Raw genomic sequence first — 20506 nt, forward strand, 5'->3', positions numbered from 1 at the left:
AGATGCCAATGGCCCGACGCACGTCGCTCCCTGTCACCTTCGTCGTTCCGACCATTGCCATCCTTCTGGTGCTGTCGATGGTGCCGACGCTCTACGCCATCGTCATCGCCTTGCAGAATCGCGAGTTGAGCACACCCGATTATTCCTGGGTCTGGCTGTCGAACTTCGTCGACCTCTTCCTCGACCGCCGCTTCCTCAACGCGGTCTGGGTGTCGGTGAAGTGGGAGATCGTCACTGTTGTCGCGACCATGGTGGTGGCGATCGGCCTCGGCGTGCTGATGTTCGAGGTCGCCAGCCCACGCCTACGCAATATCTACTGCCTGCTCTTCATCATCCCGGTGCTGTTGCCGCGCGTCTCGGCGGCCTTCGTCTGGAAGTTCGCCTATCACCCGCTCTACGGCATCGCCACCTATCCCTATAGGCTACTGACCGGTGGGCTAATCTTCGACCCGCTGTCCAAGCCGGCGACGGCCTTGTTCGCCGTCGCTTCGGTCGATGTCTGGCAATGGGGGCTGTTCTTCGCCGTCATCGTGCTGAAACTGCTCGAAACCTTGCCGCCGCAGCCGATCGAGGCGGCGCGGCTCGACCATGCCAAACGCTGGCAGATCCACGCCTATGTCACCTTGCCGATGCTGAAGGCGCCGTTGATCAGCCTGATGTTCGTCAAGATGATCGAATCGCTGCGCTCCTTCGACCTGATCTATGTCATGACCCGCGGCGGACCGGGCGTGGCCACCGAAACGCTCGACATGTACGCCTTCTCGCAAGGCTTCATCGAGTCCGGCAAGGTCTCCTACGCATCGGCCATGGCCGTGCTGATGATGATCGCCACCGTCATCACCTTCACCATGCTGTGGAAGCGGGTGCAGGCATGAGACCGGGTCGCCTGATCGGCAAGGCCATATTGGCGCTGGCTGGATTCCTGGCCGTGTTTCCGCTGCTGTGGACGGCGCTCAACGCGCTGAAGAACAATGTCGACATCATTACCCGCGTGCCGCGCCTGGTGTTCACGCCGACATGGGCCAACATCGGCTACATCCTCGGCCGCGACAGCGTGCTGACCGGGCTCTACAACTCGGTCGTCGCCTGCGGCTCGGCCGTGCTGATCGGCATCGTGCTCGGCCTGCCGGCGGCTTACGCGGTGGCGCGCTATCCCAACCGCTGGGCCGGCGACATCCAGTTCTTCGTGCTGTCGCTGCGCTTCCTGCCGCCGGTGGCGGTCGCCATCCCGCTGATGGTGATCTGGCTGCAGGTCGGCCTCTACGATACTTTGCCGGCGCTGATCATCACCTATTCGTTGCTCACCATCTCGGTGATCATGTGGCTCGCCATCCCCGCCTTCCAGAGCGTGCCGAAAGAGATCGAGGAAGCCGCCTTCGTCGACGGCTACGGCGCCTATTCGGTGTTCTGGCGCATCGCGCTGCCCGTGGCCGCCCGCTCCCTGGCAGGGGCGGTCGCCTTCAGCTTCGTGCTGGTCTGGAACGAATTCCTGATCGCGCTGATGCTGTCCAGCTCCAACGCCAAGACCTTGCCGATCGTCGCCTCGGAACTCTCCCAGCAAGGCATGAACGTGCCATGGGGGATTCTCAACGCCTCGGTCGTGCTCCTGTCGCTGCCGCCGCTGCTGTTCCTCGGCGTGCTCAGCGGCTTCCTGAATTCCGTTTTCCGGCAAAAAAAGACTTGATGTGAGGATTTCCCGATGCGGGCACTGGTGCTTGAGAAAAAAGGCGAACTGTCGTTGCGCGAGATCGCGCTGCCGCTCGATGTCGGGCCGGACGACGTCAAGATCGCCATCCACACCGTAGGCGTCTGCGGCAGCGACGTGCACTATTACACCCATGGCGCCATCGGCAGCTATGTCGTGCGCGCGCCGATGGTGCTCGGCCACGAAGCCGCGGGAACGGTCGTCGAGACCGGCGCCAATGTCGAGACGTTCAAGGTCGGCGACCGCGTCTGCATGGAGCCGGGCGTGCCGAACCTGTCGTCGCGCGCGACAAAGCTCGGCATCTACAATGTCGATCCCGACGTCAGTTTCTGGGCGACGCCGCCGGTGCATGGCGTGCTCGCGCCCTATGCGGTGCATCCCGCCGCCTTCACCTACAAACTGCCGGACAACGTCTCTTTCGCCGAGGGCGCGATGGTCGAGCCCTTCGCCATCGGCATGCAGGCGGCAAGCCGTGCCCGCATCGTTCCGGGCGATGTCGCCGTCGTCGTCGGCTGCGGCCCGATCGGCATCATGATCGCGCTTGCCGCCCTGGCCGGCGGCTGTTCAAAGGTGCTGATCTCCGATTTTTCCGCGCCCAAGCTGAAGATCGCCGCGCAATATGCCGGCATCGTGCCGGTCAATATCGGCGAGCGCTCGCTGGTCGACGCGGTAGCCGCCGCGACCGACAATTGGGGTGCCGACATCGTCTTCGAAGCCAGCGGCAGCCCGAAGGCCTTCGCCGATCTGTTCGATGTCGTGCGGCCGGGCGGCGCGGTGGTGCTGGTCGGCCTGCCGGTGGAGCCGGTTGCCCTCAACGTGCCGGCGGCGATCTCGAAGGAGGTGCGCATCGAGACGGTGTTCCGTTACGCCAACATCTTCGACCGCGCCTTGCAACTGATCGCCTCCGGCAAGGTCGACCTCAAGCCGCTGATCACCGGCACCTATGATTTCTCAGACAGCATCGAGGCCTTCGAGCGCGCTGCCCAAGGCAATCCGGAAGACGTCAAGCTGCAGATCCTGCTCACCGGCGAGAAGGGCTGACCATGTCCGCGATCGTTTGCTCCCATGTCGACAAGGCCTATGGCGCCACCACTGTCATCCGCGACCTCAACCTCTCGATCGAGGAACATGAATTCGTCGTGTTCCTCGGCCCGTCCGGCTGCGGCAAGTCGACCTTGCTGCGCATGCTGGCGGGGCTGGAGGATATCAGCGGCGGCGAGGTCTCGATCGGCGGCAAGGTGGTCAACGATCTCGATCCGGGCGACCGCGGCATCGCCATGGTTTTCCAGAACTACGCGCTCTATCCGCACATGACGATCTTCGACAACATCGCCTTCGGGCTGCGACGCCAGAAGGTGCCTTTGGCCGAGATCCGCAAGCGGGTCGACGCGGTGTCGAGGACGCTCGGGCTGGATCCCTATCTCGGCCGTAAGCCGGCCGAGCTTTCCGGCGGCCAGCAGCAGCGTGTGGCGATCGCGCGGGCCATGATCAAGACGCCAAAGGTGTTCCTGTTCGACGAGCCGCTTTCCAATCTCGATGCCAAGCTGCGCAACCATATGCGTGTCGAGATCGCGCGCCTGCACCAGTCGCTGAAGACCACCACCGTCTACGTCACCCATGACCAGCTGGAGGCGATGACGCTGGCCGATCGCATCGTGCTGCTGAAAGAGGGGGTCATCGAGCAGATCGGCGCACCGGCGGAAATCTACCTGCGGCCCGCCAACATGTTCGTGGCTGGTTTCATCGGTACGCCGAACATGAACTTCGTCGAGGTGACGGTCGGCCGCTCGGGCAATGACTGGACGTTGACCGGCGCGGGAACGGTGCTTTCGATCGAGGGCCGGGGTTTCCATCTGCAGCATGGCGACCGCGCCGTGCTGGGCATCCGGCCGTCGGACCTGAAGACGGCGAATGCCGGCGCCGCCGGCATATTGCAAGGCACGGCCGATCTCATCGAATTCCACGGCAATGACGCGCTGGTGACATTCGGCTCCGGCGGCAAGGAGATTAGCGCGCTGGTTCCGGCACGCGAATGCCCGGCGCTGAATGCCCCTGTCCGCTACACATTCGAGGAAGAGGCCATCCATTTGTTCGACGCGACATCAGGCGCGTCGCTGCGCAAGCAGTAGGCAAAAGCCTACCGGATGGCGTCGAGCGCCTGGCGTTGGCGGTGCATCTCCAGGAAAATCCGGTAGTCGCGGTCGAAGCGGGCGCCGGCTGCCGGGTTGGCGGCCCGCCTCTTGCCGCCTTGCTGCATGGCAAGGCAGGCGGCGTTGAGGTCGGGAAAAAGCCCGGCGGCGGTCGCGGCAACCATGCCGGTGCCGAGCAGCACCGCCTCGTCGGCCAGCGGCTCGACCACCGTGCAGCCGGTGGCGTCGGCGTAGAGCTCCATCAGCAGCGGGTTCTTGGTGTGGCCGCCGGTGACATGCAGCGTGTCGATCAGATAGCCATTCTCGTTCAGCGCCTCCAGCACATGGCGCACGCCGAGCGCGATGCCGACGGCGGTGCGCCAGTAGAGCTTGCAAAGACTGTCGAAAGAGGAATCCAGCGTCAGCCCGCTGACGACGCCGACGGCATGCGGGTCGGCGAGCGGCGAGCGGTTGCCATGAAAATCCGGCAGCACATGCAGGCGCGCGGCGAGGTTGTCGCCCTCGGCGGCGCGCAGTTCGGCGACCCGCCTGGCGATCTTGGCGTGCATGGCGGCGTCCGGCTCGCCGCCGGCGCCGTGCCAGCGGATGATGTGGTCGAGCAGCGCGCCGGTGGCCGACTGGCCGCCTTCCGACAGCCACAGCTTCGGCAGCGCAGCACCATAGTAAGGGCCCCAGACCCCGGCGAAAGGCTGCGGATCGGGCGACATAGCCATGACGCAGCTCGACGTGCCGGCGATCAGCGCCAGATGCCGGCCGATATCCTGATCGTCGCCGGCAAAGCCGCCGAGCACGCCAAGCGCGCCGGCATAGGCGTCGATGACACCGGCGCCGACCCGGCAGTTTTCGCTCAGGCCGAGCTCCGCCGCCGCTTGCGCCGTCAGCGGACCAATGTCGGCGCCGACCGGACTGGCCCGCTCCGGCAGATTGCCGTGCTCGAAAAGGTCGTCAAGGCCGACAATCTCGAAGAAATCGCGCTGCCAGGCGCTTTCCTCATGCGCGAGATAGGTCCACTTCGCCGTCAGCGTGCATTGCGAACGAGCCAGCGAGCCGCTCGCCTGCCAGGTCAGGAAATCGGCCAGGTCGAATAGATAGCCGGCTTCATTCCAGGTCTTGGGGAGGTTGCGCTTCAGCCACATCAGCTTCGGCGTCGCCATCTCCGGCGACATGACGCCGCCAATATAGTTGAGCACCTCGTGGCTGCTCGCCGTGCATTCGTCGGCTTCGGCAATGGCGCGGTGGTCGAGCCAGACGATGGTATCCCAGCGCTTCTCGCCGGTGGTCGAAACGCTGAGCTGATCGCCTTGCCGGTCGCGCACCACCAGCGAACAGGTCGCGTCGAACGAGATGCCGACAATGTCTTGCGCCGCGACGCCGGCTCTTTCGCGGGCGGCACGCACGGCGGCGCAGACCGCCGACCAGATGTCGCGCGAATCATGCTCGGCATGATCGGGCTTCGGCTGGTTCATGGCGATCGGCCGATCGGCACGGCCGAGCAAGATACCACGGGCGTCGAGAATGCCCGCGCGAGCGCTCCCGGTGCCGACATCGACCGCGCAAACAAACTGTTTCGTCAAGATGCTCTAACTCTCGCTCCCAGGCCTGCAATCAGATCGGGCAATTGCAGCATGTCAGCGAATATAAAGTCCGGTTCACTCGACGCAAGCCGCGCTTTCAAAGCGGGGTTGCCGGCATGAGCACCGCCGGTGAAGGCAAGGACGCGCATGCCGGCCGCGCGCGCCGCCGCGACGCCGGCCGGACTGTCCTCGATGACCAGGCATTTGCGCGGATGTGCCCGCATGCTGGCGGCGGCGTGCAGGAAAAGGTCGGGCGCCGGCTTTCCCTTGGCGACCATGGCTGCGCTGAACAGATGTGGCTCCATCAACCCGAGCAGACCGGTAACGTCGAGCGCATAGCGGATGCGCTCCAGCGTGCCCGAAGAGGCGACGCAGAACGGCAGGCCGAGCTTCGGCAACATCTCCTTGACGCCGGGGATGGGCTTGAGCTCCTCGCGGAATCTTCTCATCAGGTCCACACGCATGGCGGTCAGATGCTGATCGCTGATCTCCAGGCCGAAGTCGCGGGCAAGGATCTCGCGCACGCTTTTCATGCTCTTGCCGAGGAAATGCTCGTAGGCGGCGTCCTCACTGACAGTGCCGCCGGCACGTCCGATCATGCCGAGCAGTGCCGAGACGGAGAGCGCCTCGCTGTCGACCAGCACGCCATCGCAGTCGAAGATGACCAGTTCAGGCGCCATGATGGTTGATAGCTCTCAGAGCTTGCCGGCGATGTAGCGGGTCAGCGTGGCGCGGGCGCCATTGGCCCACAACACGTTGAGCGCGTGGCCGAAGGCCTCGACGAACGCAGTGGCACGGCCGACATCGCCATAGATGTCCTCCATGGCCAGCCAGGCGGCCGGCGCCTCCTTTGCCGCTTTTGCCGTCGCCTGCAGCCGGTCCCAGCTCGGGTCGTTGGGTTCGATGACGGCGCCGCTGTCTGATGTGCCGAAGCAATAGCGGCACCACAGCGCCGATTCCAGCGCCAGCCCGGCAACACTCTTCCCGGCCTTCAGGCGGTCGGCGATGGTCGGGATGATGAATTTCGGTTGGCGGTTGGAGCCGTCAAGGCAGAGCCGGCGGATGGTGTCGCCGATCTTGGGGTTGGAAAAGCGCTTCTCGATGAGCTGGTAATAGTCCTCCAGCACCGTGTCCGGCACCGGCGGCACCGTCGGGATGATCTCGTCATGCTCGAGCTTGTCGAGAAAGCCGCGCACCAGCGGCTCCTGCATCGCCTCATGAACGAAATGGATGTCCATCAGCCCGGCCGGATAGGCAATGGTGGCATGGCCGCCATTGAGAATGCGAATCTTCATCAACTCGTACGGCGCGACATCCTTGACGAATTGCACGCCGACCTTTTCCAGCGGCGGCCGGCCATCGGTGAAATGGTCTTCCAGCACCCATTGCCGGAACGGTTCGCAGAACACCGGCCAAGCGTCCTCGACGCCGAAATCCTTGGCCAGGATGCCGCGCTCGCGGTCGGTGGTGGCTGGCGTGATGCGGTCCACCATGCCGTTTGGGAAGGCGACGTTGCTGCTGACCCAGTTGGCGAGATCCTCGTCGATCAGCCGCGCCAGACCGATGACGCCATCCGAGGTGACGTGGCCATTGTGAGGGATGTTGTCGCAGGACATCACGGTGAACGGCACGGTGCCCTCGTCGCGCCGGCGCAGCAGTCCGGCGAGGATGATGCCGAACACGGTCTTCGGCGTCGCGCCCGGCTGCGCGTCGGCGACGATATCGGGATGGGCCGGGTTGAAGACGCCGGAGGCCGGGTCGATGAAATAGCCGCCTTCGGTGATGGTCAGCGAAACGATCTTGATCGCCGGATCGGCAAGCCGCTCGATGATGCCGGCCGCGTCGCCGGGCATCAGGAAGTCGATCATGGCGCCGGTGACGCGGGCGCTCATATGGCCTTCATCCTGCTCGACCACCGTGGTCAGCCAGTCCTGCTCTTCGAGCTTGCCGCGACCGATCTTCTCGCCCTCGAAGACGCCGGCGCCGACCAGCGCCCAGTCATGGCCGACACCTGAATTGAACAGATCGTCGAGATAGACCGCCTGGTGCGAGCGATGGAAATTGCCGACGCCGAAATGCACGATGCCGGCCTTGAGCTTGGCACGATCATACTTAGGAACGGCAACATTGCCGGGCAGGCTGGAGAGGTTTGAAGACGAGAGTTTCACGGTCATCTGTTTTACCCTTTGGCCGGGCTTCGGCCTCGTTACTCCGCCTCTCTCCGTCCTGTCGGGAAAGGGACGACACATGCCTTGCGAGGCCGATGCGGCCTGTAATGTGAGCCTCTGCTCCTCGCGGAGGGACGAGAAGCAGAGGCCGCCCCCCTCAACTCATCCACTGGCCGCCATCAACATTGTATGTCTGGGCGACGATGTACTCGGCTTCATCGCTGGCCAGGAAGACGGCCATGCCGGCGAGGTCCTCCGGTTTGCCCATGCGGCCATAAGGCACCCCTTCGCCGACAAGCCGCTTCTTCTCGCCTTTCGGCCGGTTTTCGTATTTGGCGAACAGGGCATCGACCTGATCCCACATGTCGCTGTCCACGACCCCGGGCGCGATGCCGTTGACGTTGATGCGGTGCTTGATCAGGTCGAGCCCGGCCGACTGGGTCAGCGAAATGACGGCGGCCTTGGTCGCGCAATAGACGCCGACCAGCGGCTCGCCGCGCCGTCCGGCCTGGCTCGCCATATTGATGATCCTGCCGCCCTTGCCCCGCGCGATCATCGAGCGGGCCGCCGCCTGCAGCATGAACAGCGTGCCGGCGACATTGACGGAGAACAGTTTTTCATAGCTCGCCCGCGAAATCTCGACGATCGGCGCCAGATCGAACAGAGCGGCGTTGTTGATCAATATGTCGAGGCCGCCGGTCCTCGTTTCCACTGCCTTCACCGCGGCGTCGATGGAGGCCTGATCCGTGACATCGAGTTTGACCGCATAGGCCTTGTCGCCGATCTCTGCCGCCGTCTTTTGCGCGGCCTCGAGATTGATGTCGGCAATGGCAACGATAGCGCCCTCGCGCGCATAGGCTTCGGCGAAGGCCTTGCCGATGCCACGCGCCGATCCCGTGATCAGCGCCGATTTGCCTTTCAGCCTCACGTCGCCATCGCCTTGCCGTCGGGGCCGAAGCGATGGAGCTTGGCCTTGTCGGGCGTGAGATAGATGGTATCGCCATGATGCACGGCCAGTTCGCCATCGGCACGCACCGTCAGCGGGCCGACGCCGTCGGCCTGGACATGCAGGAAGGTGTCGGAGCCCAGATGCTCGGCAACGCCGACCGTGGCCTTCCATTCGCCCGCCGTGGTCGAGATCTGCATATGCTCGGGGCGGATGCCGATGGTCTTGGCGCCATATTTGGCGGCCGGCGGGCCTTCCACCAGGTTCATCTTCGGCGAGCCGATGAAGCCGGCGACGAACAGGTTGCGCGGCGTCTTGTAGAGCTCCATCGGCGAGCCGACCTGCTCGATATTGCCGGCGTTCAGCACCACAATCTTGTCGGCCATGGTCATGGCCTCGACCTGGTCATGGGTGACGTAGATCATGGTCGTCTTGAGCTGGTGGTGCAGCTCGCTGATCTCCAGCCGCATCGTGCCGCGAAGGGCTGCGTCGAGATTGGACAGCGGCTCGTCGAACAGGAAGGCCGAGGGCTGGCGCACGATGGCGCGGCCGATGGCGACGCGCTGGCGCTGGCCGCCGGAGAGCTGGCCGGGCCGGCGTTCGAGATAGTTGGTGAGGTTCAGGACGCGCGCCGCGTCCTTCACCTTCCTGTCGATGGTCGCCTGGTCCTCGCCCGCCATCTTCAGCGGGAAGGCAATGTTCTTGGCCACCGTCATATGCGGGTAGAGCGCGTAGGACTGGAACACCATGGCGAGCTTGCGCTTGGCCGGCGCCTCGCCGGTGACGTCGCGGCCGTCGATGTTGATGGTGCCGCCGCTGGTGTCCTCCAGCCCGGCGATCAGCCGCAGCAGCGTGGACTTGCCGCAACCCGACGGGCCGACGAAGACGACGAACTCGCCATTCTCGATCACCAGGTCAATGCCTGGAATGATGACCGTCGACCCGAACGATTTGGAGACGTTCTTGAGCGTGATGTTTCCCATGGTTTCCTCCCCGAGGGGTTATTGTCCGACGTTCTTGAGCGTCACGTTAGGTCACGGCTTACTTACTTCACGGCGCCGAAGGTCAGGCCGCGCACCAGCTGCTTCTGGCTGAACCAGCCCATGATCAGTATCGGCGCGATCGCCAGCGTCGAGGCCGCCGAAAGCTTGGCCCAGAACAGGCCTTGCGGGCTGGAGAACGAACTGATGAAGGCGGTCAGCGGCGCTGCTTCCGTGGTGGTGAGCCGGATCGTCCAGAACGCCTCGTTCCAGGCCAGGATGATGTTCAAGAGCATGGTCGAGGCGATGCCGGGCACCGCCATCGGGGTCAGCACATAGATGATCTCGTTCCACAGGGAGGCGCCGTCCATGCGCGCCGCTTCCAGGATCTCGCCCGGGATCTCGCGGAAATAGGTGTAGAGCATCCACACCACGATCGGCAGGTTGATCAGCATCAGCATGACCATCAGGCCGATGCGGCTGTCGAGCAGGCCGGTGTCGCGGAAGATCAGGTAGATCGGGAACAGCACCGCGACCGCCGGCATCATCTTGGTGGACAGCATCCACATCAGAATGTCCTTGGTCCGCTTGGTCGGCGAGAACGCCATCGACCATGCCGCCGGAATTGCGACCAGCAGGGCCAGGACGGTCGATCCGACCGAGAGCAGGACCGAATTGAAGAAGAACTTGAAATAGCCGCTCTGCGCCTGAACCTCGGTATAGCTCTCGAAAGTTCCCGACGGGATCAGCGCGAAGCCCTGGATCGCCTCCTGTTCCGACTTGAACGAGGTGATGATCGTGTAGAGGATCGGGAAGAAGATCAGCAGGGCGACGATCCAGGCCGCAACCGTCGCGATCGTCTTGTGCTGGGTGGTGACTGCACGGGCCATCTTGTCCTCCCTTACTTGTCGAGGTTCTTGCCGACCGCGCGCATGGCGAAGAAGGCGACGATGTTGGCGAGAATGACGGCGATCACACCGCCCGCGGATGCCTGGCCGATTTTGAACTCCAGCAGCGCCTTCTGGTAGACGAGGAAGGGCAGGTTGGTGGAGGCGTAGCCGGGGCCGCCATTGGTGGTGACGAGGATCTCGGCATAGACCGAGAGCAGGAAGATCGTCTGGATGAGGATGACGACGGTGATGGCGCGCGACATGTGCGGCAGCGTCAGATAGATGAAGCGGCTGATGAAGCCGGCGCCGTCCATTTCGGCGGCTTCCTTCTGCTCGCCGTCAAGCGACTGCAGCGCGGTCAACAGGATCAGCGTCGCGAAAGGCAGCCACTGCCAGGCGACGATGATGATGATGGCCGTCATCGGATGTTGCCCGAACCAGTCGATCGGTTGCGCCCCGAAGAAGCGCGCTATGTCGGCGAACACCCCGTATTGCGGGTGCATGATCATGTTCTTCCAGACAAGCGCGGCCACCGGCGGCATGACGAAGAACGGCGAGATGACGAGGATGCGCACGATGCCTTGTCCCCACATCGGCTGGTCGATCAACAGCGCCAGCAGGATGCCGCCGATAACCGTGATCAGCAGCACGCTGATCACCAGGATCAAGGTGTTGAGGATCGACTGCAGGAAGGCCGGATTGGAATAAAACAGCGCGTAATTGGAGAAGCCGACGAACCCGTCGCGGATCGGGTTGAGCGGATTGTACTGCTGGAAGGAGAACCAGATGGTGATGACCAGCGGCACGATCATCCAGACGAACAGCAGCACGACGGATGGTGCCATCATGAAACGGGCAAGCGAACGGGTCTGCTGAGTAGCCATGACGGTCACCCTTCAATGGTCAGACTGAATTTTCAGAGGCGTTGAAGGCGGCCGCCCGAGCTGGGAACTCGGGCGGCCGTTGCCGGTCGAGGAGGCAACCGGCATTCGGCACCGGGAGGAGCCTTACTTGATATACCCGCCTTCGGTCATCGCCGCGGTGGCGGCGTCCTGGGCCTGCTTCAGCGCATCGTCGACGCTCGACTGGCCGGCAAGAGCCGCCGAGAAGAGCTGGCCGACCGTGGTGCCAAGCCCCTGGAATTCAGGGATGGCGACGAACTGGACGCCGACATAGGGCACCGGCTTGACGGTCGGATGCGTCGGGTCGGCGGCGTTGATGGAGTCCAGCGTCATCTTGGCGAACGGAGCCGCCTTCTGGTACTCGGCATTGGCGTAGAGCGAGGAGCGCGTGCCCGGAGGGACGTTGGCCCAGCCTTCCTTCGAAGCGACGAGTTCGGCGTAGTGCTTGCTGGTCGCCCATGAGACGAATTTCTCGGCCGCGTCAGCCTTCTTGGTGCCGGCCGGAATGGCCAATGACCACGCCCACAGCCAGTTGCCGCGCTTGCCGAGGCCATTGTCGGGCGCCAGCGCATAACCGACCTTGTCGGCGACCTGGGATGCCTTGGGATCGGAGACGAAGGACGCCGCGACGGTGGCGTCGATCCACATGCCGCACTTGCCCTGCTGGAACAGCGCCAGGTTCTCGTTGAAGCCGTTGGAAGAGGCGCCCTCGGGGCCGTCGGCCTTCATCAGGTCGACATAGAACTGCAAGGTCTTCTTCCACTCGGGCTGGTCGAATTGCGGCTTCCAGTTCTCGTCGAACCAGCGGGCGCCGAAGGAGTTCGACATGGCGGTCAGGAAGGCCATGTTCTCGCCCCAGCCGGCCTTGCCGCGCAGGCACACGCCGTTCACGCCATTGGCGCGGTCGGTCATCTTGTCGGCGGCCTGCTTGATGAAATCCCAGGTCGGCGCGTCGGGCATCTTCAGTCCGGCTTTCTCCATCAGGTCCTTGCGGTACATGACGAAGGAGCTTTCGCCATAGAAGGGCGCGGCATAGAGCTTGCCGTCGACCGAAAGACCGCCGGCGATGGCCGGGATGATGTCCTTGGCGTCATAGTCGTCGCCGAGCTTGTCGAGCGGCAGCAGCCAGCTCTGCTTGGCCCAGATCGGAACCTCGTAGGTGCCGATGGTCATCACGTCATACTGGCCGCCCTTGGTGGCGATGTCGGTGGTGACGCGCTCGCGCAGCACGTTCTCTTCAAGCGTGACCCAGTTGAGCTGGATGTCGGGGTTGGCCTTGGTGAAGTCGTCGGTCAGCTTCTGCATGCGGACCATATCGCCATTGTTGACCGTGGCGATGGTGATGGATTCGGCATGTGCGGCAAAGGCGAGAGCGCTGGCCGACAACAAGCCCAGGGTGAGCGTACGCAGTTTCATCAAATTCCTCCCATGAACCAAGATGAGCATTTGCCTTGGCTGTGAGCAATTACTCACTTGCCGTGAATTATGTCAAGCCGGATTCGATGCTGCAGCGCAGCACCGGACCTGCCGATGGACAGACAAAGAGAGGCTTGTCCGCCCCTGATATCAGGCGGCGGGACTGGAAGGGCCGGAGGATTGAATCGGGAGAAAAGCGCCTGTCAGCAGGCGATCTCGGCCAGCAGCCAGTCGCGGAAGGCGCGGATCTTCGGCACGTTGCGGCGTGCTTCGGGATAGACCAGCCAATAGGCGTGGCCGTCATCGCCGACCAGGTCGAAAGGCTGGATCAGGCGGCCGTCGGCAAGTTCCGCCTTGAACAGCGCCCGGGTCAGGATCGCCACGCCATGGCCCGCGCGATAGCCGCATTGGCCTCATAGGCCTGCGCGCCCATGCTGCTGCCGGGCCGCTTGGCAAGATCATGCGCATGCACGCCGGCCGTCTCGAACCATTGCGTCCACCAGACATCGCCCGGATCGAGGATCGGCAGCCGCAAGAGGTCGGCCGGCTCCTTGACGCCGCCAATGCTGGCCGCGAGCTTCGGGCTCAGCATCGGCGTGAAATCGGCGTCGAGCAGCTTGTGGGCCTCCAGACCCGGCCATTTGCCGCTGCCCGAGCGGATGGCGAGATCGACATCCTCGCGGGCGAAATCCGTCAGACGGCTCGATGTTTCGAGCCGCACGGCAAGTGCTGGATGAGCCATCTGGAACGAACCCAGATGATGAGCCAGCCAGTTCGAGGCGAAGGTCAGCACGGTGGTGACGCACAGCAGCCCGTCCGCGCCACCGCGCGCGGCGGCATAGGCCTGGCTAAGAATGGCAAAGGCCTCGCTGACCGCCGGCGCCAGCCTTTGGCCGGCTTCGGTCAGCTCGATTTGCCGCGGCCGCCGCAGGAACATCGGTGCGCCGACGCGCTCTTCCAGCACCTTGATCTGATAGCTGACGGCGGCCTGTGTCATGGCGAGTTCCACGGCGGCCTTGGTGAAGGAAAGATGCCGCGCCACCGCTTCGAACACCCGGATCGCCTGCAGCGGTGGCAGTTGCGAAACCTGCGGTGAGCTCAGATCCGGCATAAAGGCTCCTTATGGGTCCTTATCGACGTTCGATTGGCAAAGCTGGCCAGCAAGACCGACATTCACTGTCAACCCGTCATTCGGGTCCAGGATAGCGAAGGTTGACGATCATGACCATGGCGCAGCAAAAATGCACTCCCGCTCCCGATCACCGCTGGATTTCGTGGCTTGCGGACGGATTCGGCTGGTTCGCGAGCAAAAGAAAGGCCCGTCTCGACATCAGGGACCTGTCGCCCCATCTGCAGCGCGACCTCGGTTTCCTCGATGGCAACGACCCTTTCGGCCGGCACAAATAGACTTGCTGGTTTTATCGCCAGGCAGCCGCCGCGACCGTATCCGGCAGGCGCTGCCGCGTCCCGGTCAAATGCTGGCCAGCAAAGCAGTCGCCGTCCGTTCGTCGGTGATGAGACCATTGACCAGCCGGCGGTTCACCGCCGCCAGGATACCCGGCAGCTTGCGCTCGCCCATGGCCAGCGCGATGACCAGCGACTTCTCGCGCGACGGCAGCGATGCCGACGACACCCGGTCGTTGGTGATGCCCTCGATCATGCGGCCTTCCCTGTCGAACACCCAGCCGACGATTTCGGCGATGCCGCCAGCCTTCTGCAGGGCCTTCAACTCACTTTCGGAAATGAAGCCGTCCTCGTAGAGCGGCGCCTTCGGACCGAGATCGCCGATGCCGATGAAGGTGACGTCGGCTTCCGCCGCAAGCGCCAGCGTTGGCTGGATCATCGGCTGGTTGAGCAGCATCTCGCGCTCCTGCGGCGAGGAGGCGATGACCGGCAGCGGCATCGGGAAGGAGCGCGCCTTGACCCGGTCGGCCATGGTGAAGATGACGTTGTAGAAGGCGGCCGAGCCGTCCGGCGAAATGTTGCCGGTCAAGGACACCACCTTGTGCTGCGGGCATTCCATCGGCGGCAGTTGCTCGATCGCCGCCTTCAGCGTGCGTCCGGTGCCGATGCCCATGACGATCGGCGTCGGCGACCGCAGCCGCCGCTCGATCTCGGCGGCCGCCGCTTCGGCGATGCCGATGGTGGTGGAGGATGAATTCGGATCACTCGGCACCACTTCGACCAGGTCTAGTGCGAAACGCGATTTCAGCCGGGCGGCGAGGTCAAGGCAGTTGGCGATCGGATGATCGACACGGACCTTGATCAGGCCTTCCGACACCGCCAGCGACACCAGCCGCTGCGCCGTCTGCCGCGAAATGCCGAGCGTGGCGGCGATCTGATCCTGTGTGTTACCGGCGACATAATAGAGCCATCCGGCGCGCGCCGCGTCGTCCAGCCTGTTGCTGCCGCCATCCTGCCGGGTATTCACGTCCTGCCTCCGCAAACCGCTGCTCACAGGAGCGGTCCGCTCCCAGTTTCGCAGGGAACGGCCTCCTGCGCAATTGTCAATCTCAAGGGCAATTGTTTGGCCACGCACGGCAGGGATTTTCTCTCTGACACGATCGCGACGCGCAAAGCAGGACGGCTTCGCTTCCGGCGGCAGTCACCTTCTGTGATCGCGATGGTTTATCTCCCGGCGCAAACCCTTTAAGGGGATCGCAAAAGGAGCGCTGCATGACACCGAAGGCGGTTTTCTGGGACATGGACGGCACGCTGGTCGATAGCGAGCCGCTGCACGAGGCCGCCCTTGTGGCGGCAATGCGCAATGCAGGCCTCAAGCCGCCCGCCGACCTTCATGAGCGCGTGCTCGGTGTCGCCGCCTGGCCGGTCTACGAAATGATGCGCGACGAGTTCGGCCTCGATCTTCCCTTCGACGACTGGATCATGCGCAAATACGAGCACTATCTGCCGCTGGTGGAGGGGCTGAAACCGCGTCCTGGCGCTATAGAAGTCTTCAATGAATTGCGCGCGCTTGGCGTGCAGCAAGCGGTGGTATCGAATTCGGACCGGATGATCGTCGACGCCAATCTGCGCATGGTCGGTCTGTTTTATCCCGGCATGAAAACGATCAGCCGCAACGATGTGCGTGATGGCAAGCCGCACGCCGAACCTTTCCTGCGCGCCGCGTACCTGGCCGAAGTCGATCCCGCGCACGCGGTCGCGGTCGACGACAGCTGGCCGGGCGCCATGGCAGGTCTGGCGGCGGGCATGAAGACGATCTTCTGGCCGGAAAAGCCGATGGAAGGACCGCCCGGCGCCATCGTCATCAACAGCGCCGAGGAATTACGGGCTCAGCTCGGGCTCTAATTCCTGTAGACCGGCTCTTCCTCGTCGAGGATCGCCTTCAACTCGGCGAGATGGCGCTCGGCCTGGCCGGGATAGTCGTCCATTTCGCTGGCCGCCTTCTCGGCGATCGCATCGGACAGCGTGCGCAGAGGCCGGCCGGTCCACAGCGCCTTGATATAGGTCTCGGCGGCGCGCTCGAAATAGAACATGCGGTTGAAGGCATCGGCGACCGTATCGCCGATCACCAGCACGCCGTGATTGCCCATCACCATGACCTTGACCTTGGGGTCGGTGAGAAGCTGCGAGCAGCGCTCGCCCTCTTCCTCGAAGGCCAGCCCGCCATAATGCGCGTCGACGACATGGCGGTTGAAGAACATCGCCGAATTCTGGTCGATCGGCGGTAATGTCGAATCGGCGAGCGACGCCAGCACCGTGGCATGGATGGAATGCACATGCATGACGCAGCGCGCATGGGGCACGTTGCGGTGGATGGCGCCGTGCAGGCCCCAGGCCGTCGGGTCGGGCGCGTTGGGGCCGGAGAGCGTGTTGGGATCGTTGGCGTCGATCATCAACATGTCGCTGGCCTTGATGCGCGAGAAATGCACCTGGTTGGGGTTCATCAGGAACTGCGTGCCGTCATCATTGACCGCCAGCGAGAAATGGTTGGCCACCGCCTCGTGCATGTTGAGCCGCGCCGTCCAGCGAAAGGCACAGGCGAGATCGACGCGCTCTTCGTAGAAGGGCAGGTTGGTCAGCGGTTCCTTCTGCAGGCGGGCGATGCTCATGGAAAAATCCTCCGGTTTTGGCCAGAATGCCGCGAGCCACCGCTGCCCGCAACGGGTTTCGGTTGGTGCAGAGGGGCCGGATGCCTGTCAGGCCGCCGTGCTGGTGGCGGTGCCAATCCTCAGCCCGCCATGCTCGACGATGAAATCGATGACATCTTGCAGCCCCTTGCCGCGCGACAGATCGGTGAAGCCGAACGGCCGCTTGCCGCGCATGCGGCCGGCGTCGCTCTCCATCACGTCGAGATTGACGTTCACATAGGGCGCCAGATCGCTCTTGTTGATGATCAGGAAATCGGAGCGGGTGATCGCCGGCCCGCCCTTGCGCGGGATCTCCTCGCCCTGGCAGACCGAAATGACATAGAGCGTCAGATCCGCGAGGTCCGGCGAGAAGGTGGCGGCAAGGTTGTCGCCGCCGGATTCGATGAAGATGATGTCGAGGTCGGGAAACTTCCGGTTGAGTTCGGCGATCGCCTGCAGATTGATCGACGCGTCCTCGCGAATGGCGGTGTGCGGGCAGCCGCCGGTCTCGACGCCGACGATGCGATCCTCCGGCAGCGCCTGCAGCCGGGCCAGCATCATGGCGTCTTCCCTTGTGTAGATGTCGTTGGTGACGACGGCGATGGAGAACTCGTCGCGCAGCGCCTTGCAGAGTTTTTCGGTGAGCGTCGTCTTGCCGGAGCCGACAGGGCCGCCAATACCGATGCGAAGAGGACCGTTGGCTTGAGTCATGTCGGGAACTCCATGATGGCAAGGACTGCGAAGCCGAGCCCGATCAACAGGCACAGCGGCGAATAGTAACGCACATCGAGCCGCGCGAAAGGCTGTTCTGGCGCCAGGCGCCGCCACCACGGCGTGAAGCCGGCAATGCCGCGCCCCAGGAACACAAGCCCGATGAGCAGCGAGGTGGCGGCAAGGCCTTCCCTCGGGAAAGGCGAGGCAAAGAAGCCGATGAGCGCCAGCGGCCAGAGCGTTGCCAGGCCAAGACAGGCGGCAACGGCGAAACTGGCGAAGGGCGTCGGCATTTCGTCGACACCGCGAAAGCCGACGACCGCGCGGGCGCAGGACGCCGCATCCCTGCCCGGCCAGATGCCGCCAATGCCCCAATAGACATGCAGCGCCGTGATCAGCAGCAGGACGAAGGAGAGGACAAAGGCGAGGGCGATCATGAACGGAACAATCGCGAATACTGGGTTTCGTGCCTCATCGCCATGATGTCGGAGACGAAGGCGCAGCCGCCGAGATCGTCCAATGTCGATCGGGACGCGCGGTCGGCGGTTGAGAGCGCCAACGGCTCGAAGCCGGCCAGCAGCGTGGTGGCCTCGCTCTGGCCGACGACACCGAGCCTGATCGCCGCCTGGACGAGGTTGGAGAAGAAGGCTTGCAGGAAGGCGGACAGCGCATCCTGCAGCGCAATGCCGTTGCCGCCGGCAATGGCGCCGACGGTGACGCAATAAGCGCATTCGGCGGGCAGGCGCGCCAGCACCGGATTGGGCCAGGCCGCAGCTGCTTTGAGGAAGGCGGCACCTTGCAGCATGGTCTCGGTATGGCGTTCCCGCGAGCCGGCCAGCGCCTCGGCCAGTGCGGCGACTTCGTCGAGATCGCCGGCGGTGCGGGCGCGGCGCCAGCTCTCGGCAAACAGCACGGCATCGTTCCAGCCCGAGCCCATCTCGACCAGCGTTTCCAGCCAGTGGGCCAGGCTCGCGGCATCGGCAACCTGCCCGTCATGCACCGCCCGTTCGAGACCGTGGCTATAGGCAAAGCCGCCGACCGGGAAGGCCGGCGACAGCCACGCCATCAGCCGCAGCAGGGCGATGTTCGAAGGCTGGTCAGTCATGATCGTGGTGGTGGCCGGTATGGCTGTGCGAATGCGATTCGCTATGCGAGTGGGAGTGTGCCTCACCGTGGCTATGTGCATGCGCCTCGGCATGGCTGTGATCGTGGCCATGGTCATGACCATGCCCATCACCATGGCCGGAATAAGCGCCGCGCACCGGCTTGAACGGTTCGGAGACCTCGCGCACCGTGGCGCCAAGCCCCTCCAGCATCGCCTTGATGACATGGTCGCGCAGGATGACGATGCGATCCGCCTCGATGCCTGCGGCGAGATGGCGGTTGCCGATATGCCAGGCCAGTTCGGTCAGATGCACGCCGTCGCGGGCGCGGATGTCATAGACCTCTTCCGGCGCCGCGATGATCTCGACATGGCGGCCATCCTCCAGCACCAGCCGGTCGCCATCGTTCAGGGCGACGGGTTCGGGCAGGTCGACCAGCACCTTGCTGCCGTCGGACAGTTCGATGGCGCGGCGGCGCAGATGCCGTTCGTCATGGACAAGAACGGCCTTGGCAAACGGAGCCGCCGTGCCCGCCTTGCCGGCGAGCAGCACCGTAACGGCACGCGGGAATTTGGTGAAGTCGGTGTTGAGGTTGAGCTTCATTTCATGGAGCCTCCGTTGGCCTGCGCCCGTGCGCGGGCTGGGCGCGAAAGCACCCGGTCGAAATAGGCGTTGACGCGGGCGGACTCGATCGGGAATTTTCCGGCGCGCGCCCAGTTGCCCATGTCGCCGAGCAGCACGTCGACCGCGGAAAACCGGTCACCCAGCGCAAACGGCTTGTCGCCGAGCCGGCGGTCCAGTGCCTTGGCTTCCGAGGCGAAATCGTAGGCCGCCGCCGGGCCGACATCGACGCGTACTTCCTTCGGCAGCAGGAAGCGGTGGCGCAATTTGTTCCACAGCGGCGCCTCGAACTCGCTCTGGGCAAAATGCATCCAGGAATCCATCTCGGCGCGGCCGGCAACACCGGGATTGGCGCCCATGCCCTTGTCGGCGTGCTTGTCGGCCAGGTAGACGCAGATCGCCGCCGAATCCGTCACCGTCAGTTCATCGTCGATGAGGACCGGCACCTTGCCCGACGGGTTGAGCGCATAGGCTTCCGGCGAGCGCAGCTTGACCTCGACGAATTCATAGGGCTGCCCGAGCTCCTCGAGCATCCAGAGAACGCGGCTGACCCGGGATCCCCGTGATCCAACGGCCTTGTACATGCTAAGATCCTGTCTTTTCCTGGACTCTAGACCATCCGCAACAGTCATACGATCGTGTCGAAGAGCCGCAGGATGAACGATATCTGGTAGATCAGTGCTGCCGCGACGAAGGCGATGTGGAAGCGGCGGTCGCGCACCAGGATCGCGGCGATGCACAGTGCCACGAAGACCGGCGTGCGGAACAGATATTCGTTGCCGAAGCGGGCAAAATGCTCGGGCCCTTTCAGCAGCGTATCGATGACATCGAGCAGATAGGTCGCCGCCAGCAGGCCGAAGAACCAGCCGCGGCGCGAATAGAAGAAATCCTCGTAGCTGGTGTAGTCCAGCATCGAATCCGGAAACAGCAGCGCGCACAGCAGGAACAGCGTGATCGCGTAGAAAATGATGAACAGGTACTTGCCGAAGGTCCAGGTCTCGATGGCGTAGAGCCCGAACTCCCACCACCAGAAATGCACCAGCATCAACAGCACCGAGGCGACCCAGGCCAGATGCACGGGATACAGCCGGTACTGGCCGGGATGCTGGACGATGCGCGCCACCCCCGACAGCAGGCGGGCGACACCAAGCCCGATCACCATGCCCATGACGATCCGGATATGCGGGAAAATGTCGTGGGGAGAGGCGATTTCGGTGGCCATGCCTGATCACGGTGGGTTTCTGCTCGA

Annotated in this window: 22 protein-coding genes and 1 pseudogene; 6 read left to right on the top strand and 17 right to left on the bottom strand. The window is 63.9% G+C overall.

What is annotated here, in order from left to right:
* The first annotated feature begins 8 nt into the window (after window positions 1-8).
* From ACVILI_RS05775 to ACVILI_RS05790, 4 genes are read left to right on the top strand one after another with little or no spacing between them, the layout of a single operon-like run.
* Window positions 9-875, top strand: a complete 867-nt coding sequence (locus ACVILI_RS05775) for a carbohydrate ABC transporter permease (protein WP_027047616.1) — start codon at window positions 9-11, stop codon at window positions 873-875.
* A complete protein-coding gene (locus ACVILI_RS05780) occupies window positions 872-1684 on the top strand; it encodes a carbohydrate ABC transporter permease (protein ID WP_027047617.1) in 813 nt (270 codons plus the stop codon). Before ACVILI_RS05775 ends, ACVILI_RS05780 begins: the two co-directional genes overlap by 4 nt.
* Before the next feature lie 15 nt (window positions 1685-1699).
* Complete coding sequence (locus tag ACVILI_RS05785) at window positions 1700-2746, top strand: NAD(P)-dependent alcohol dehydrogenase (RefSeq protein ID WP_038651286.1); 1047 nt, start codon at window positions 1700-1702, stop codon at window positions 2744-2746.
* A gap of 2 nt (window positions 2747-2748) precedes the next feature.
* A complete protein-coding gene (locus ACVILI_RS05790; protein WP_038651288.1) occupies window positions 2749-3834 on the top strand; it encodes an ABC transporter ATP-binding protein in 1086 nt (361 codons plus the stop codon).
* Window positions 3835-3842: 8 nt separating this feature from the next.
* On the opposite strand, the gene ACVILI_RS05795 is transcribed toward ACVILI_RS05790, so the two are convergent.
* The 9 genes and pseudogenes from ACVILI_RS05795 to gcvA form a co-directional block, all read right to left on the bottom strand.
* Entirely contained in the window at window positions 3843-5429 is a 1587-nt protein-coding gene (locus ACVILI_RS05795) for an FGGY-family carbohydrate kinase (protein WP_019862515.1), read from the bottom strand.
* Window positions 5426-6109 (bottom strand): HAD family hydrolase, encoded by a 684-nt coding sequence (locus ACVILI_RS05800; protein ID WP_038651294.1) that lies wholly within the window; start codon window positions 6107-6109, stop codon window positions 5426-5428. Before ACVILI_RS05800 ends, ACVILI_RS05795 begins: the two co-directional genes overlap by 4 nt.
* Before the next feature lie 15 nt (window positions 6110-6124).
* Complete coding sequence (locus tag ACVILI_RS05805) at window positions 6125-7603, bottom strand: mannitol dehydrogenase family protein (RefSeq protein WP_038651298.1); 1479 nt, start codon at window positions 7601-7603, stop codon at window positions 6125-6127.
* A gap of 151 nt (window positions 7604-7754) precedes the next feature.
* Entirely contained in the window at window positions 7755-8525 is a 771-nt protein-coding gene (locus ACVILI_RS05810) for an L-iditol 2-dehydrogenase (protein WP_038651300.1), read from the bottom strand.
* Complete coding sequence (locus ACVILI_RS05815) at window positions 8522-9526, bottom strand: ABC transporter ATP-binding protein (RefSeq protein WP_038651303.1); 1005 nt, start codon at window positions 9524-9526, stop codon at window positions 8522-8524. The genes ACVILI_RS05810 and ACVILI_RS05815 overlap by 4 nt, the downstream gene beginning before the upstream one ends.
* Window positions 9527-9588: 62 nt before the next feature.
* A complete protein-coding gene (locus tag ACVILI_RS05820) occupies window positions 9589-10413 on the bottom strand; it encodes a carbohydrate ABC transporter permease (RefSeq protein ID WP_019862521.1) in 825 nt (274 codons plus the stop codon).
* A gap of 11 nt (window positions 10414-10424) precedes the next feature.
* Window positions 10425-11297, bottom strand: coding sequence for a carbohydrate ABC transporter permease (locus ACVILI_RS05825; protein ID WP_027047618.1), 873 nt, complete (start codon window positions 11295-11297; stop codon window positions 10425-10427).
* A gap of 123 nt (window positions 11298-11420) precedes the next feature.
* Window positions 11421-12731: an ABC transporter substrate-binding protein gene (locus tag ACVILI_RS05830; protein ID WP_019862523.1), complete on the bottom strand. Its 1311-nt coding sequence runs from the start codon at window positions 12729-12731 to the stop codon at window positions 11421-11423.
* A gap of 203 nt (window positions 12732-12934) precedes the next feature.
* Window positions 12935-13842: pseudogene (gene gcvA / locus ACVILI_RS05835) on the bottom strand (transcriptional regulator GcvA).
* Between the two features lie 110 nt (window positions 13843-13952).
* On the opposite strand from gcvA, the gene ACVILI_RS05840 reads away from it, so the two are divergent.
* Window positions 13953-14138 (top strand): hypothetical protein, encoded by a 186-nt coding sequence (locus tag ACVILI_RS05840; RefSeq protein ID WP_038653650.1) that lies wholly within the window; start codon window positions 13953-13955, stop codon window positions 14136-14138.
* 64 nt (window positions 14139-14202) lie between these two features.
* Here ACVILI_RS05840 and ACVILI_RS05845 read toward each other — a convergent pair whose 3' ends face one another.
* Window positions 14203-15162 (bottom strand): sugar-binding transcriptional regulator, encoded by a 960-nt coding sequence (locus ACVILI_RS05845; protein WP_010912814.1) that lies wholly within the window; start codon window positions 15160-15162, stop codon window positions 14203-14205.
* 245 nt (window positions 15163-15407) lie between these two features.
* On the opposite strand from ACVILI_RS05845, the gene ACVILI_RS05850 reads away from it, so the two are divergent.
* Entirely contained in the window at window positions 15408-16040 is a 633-nt protein-coding gene (locus tag ACVILI_RS05850; RefSeq protein WP_038651309.1) for an HAD family hydrolase, read from the top strand.
* Here ACVILI_RS05850 and ACVILI_RS05855 read toward each other — a convergent pair.
* The 7 genes from ACVILI_RS05855 to ACVILI_RS05885 all read right to left on the bottom strand — a co-directional run bounded on the left by ACVILI_RS05855 (window position 16037) and on the right by ACVILI_RS05885 (window position 20479).
* Window positions 16037-16804 (bottom strand): class II aldolase and adducin N-terminal domain-containing protein, encoded by a 768-nt coding sequence (locus tag ACVILI_RS05855; RefSeq protein ID WP_069090717.1) that lies wholly within the window; start codon window positions 16802-16804, stop codon window positions 16037-16039. The two genes, ACVILI_RS05850 and ACVILI_RS05855, sit on opposite strands and share 4 nt — an antisense overlap.
* An 87-nt stretch (window positions 16805-16891) precedes the next feature.
* Window positions 16892-17533 carry an urease accessory protein UreG gene (ureG, locus tag ACVILI_RS05860; protein ID WP_069090718.1) on the bottom strand — a complete coding sequence of 214 codons (642 nt, stop codon included), beginning with the start codon at window positions 17531-17533 and terminating at the stop codon, window positions 16892-16894.
* The gene (locus ACVILI_RS05865) at window positions 17530-17970 is read right to left on the bottom strand and encodes a DUF3995 domain-containing protein (RefSeq protein WP_019862528.1); all 441 of its coding nucleotides are present in this window, start codon (window positions 17968-17970) and stop codon (window positions 17530-17532) included. The genes ureG and ACVILI_RS05865 overlap by 4 nt, the downstream gene beginning before the upstream one ends.
* Window positions 17967-18638: an urease accessory protein UreF gene (locus ACVILI_RS05870; protein WP_038651313.1), complete on the bottom strand. Its 672-nt coding sequence runs from the start codon at window positions 18636-18638 to the stop codon at window positions 17967-17969. The genes ACVILI_RS05865 and ACVILI_RS05870 overlap by 4 nt, the downstream gene beginning before the upstream one ends.
* Window positions 18631-19239 carry an urease accessory protein UreE gene (ureE, locus tag ACVILI_RS05875; RefSeq protein ID WP_038651316.1) on the bottom strand — a complete coding sequence of 203 codons (609 nt, stop codon included), beginning with the start codon at window positions 19237-19239 and terminating at the stop codon, window positions 18631-18633. The genes ACVILI_RS05870 and ureE overlap by 8 nt, the downstream gene beginning before the upstream one ends.
* On the bottom strand, window positions 19236-19841 hold the full coding sequence (locus ACVILI_RS05880; RefSeq protein ID WP_038651319.1) for a glutathione S-transferase family protein: 606 nt from the start codon (window positions 19839-19841) through the stop codon (window positions 19236-19238). Before ACVILI_RS05880 ends, ureE begins: the two co-directional genes overlap by 4 nt.
* 44 nt (window positions 19842-19885) lie before the next feature.
* The gene (locus ACVILI_RS05885; RefSeq protein WP_019862533.1) at window positions 19886-20479 is read right to left on the bottom strand and encodes a hypothetical protein; all 594 of its coding nucleotides are present in this window, start codon (window positions 20477-20479) and stop codon (window positions 19886-19888) included.
* Between the last annotated feature and the right edge of the window lie 27 nt (window positions 20480-20506).

It is taken from the genome of Mesorhizobium sp. USDA 4775 (genome assembly GCF_054062655.1).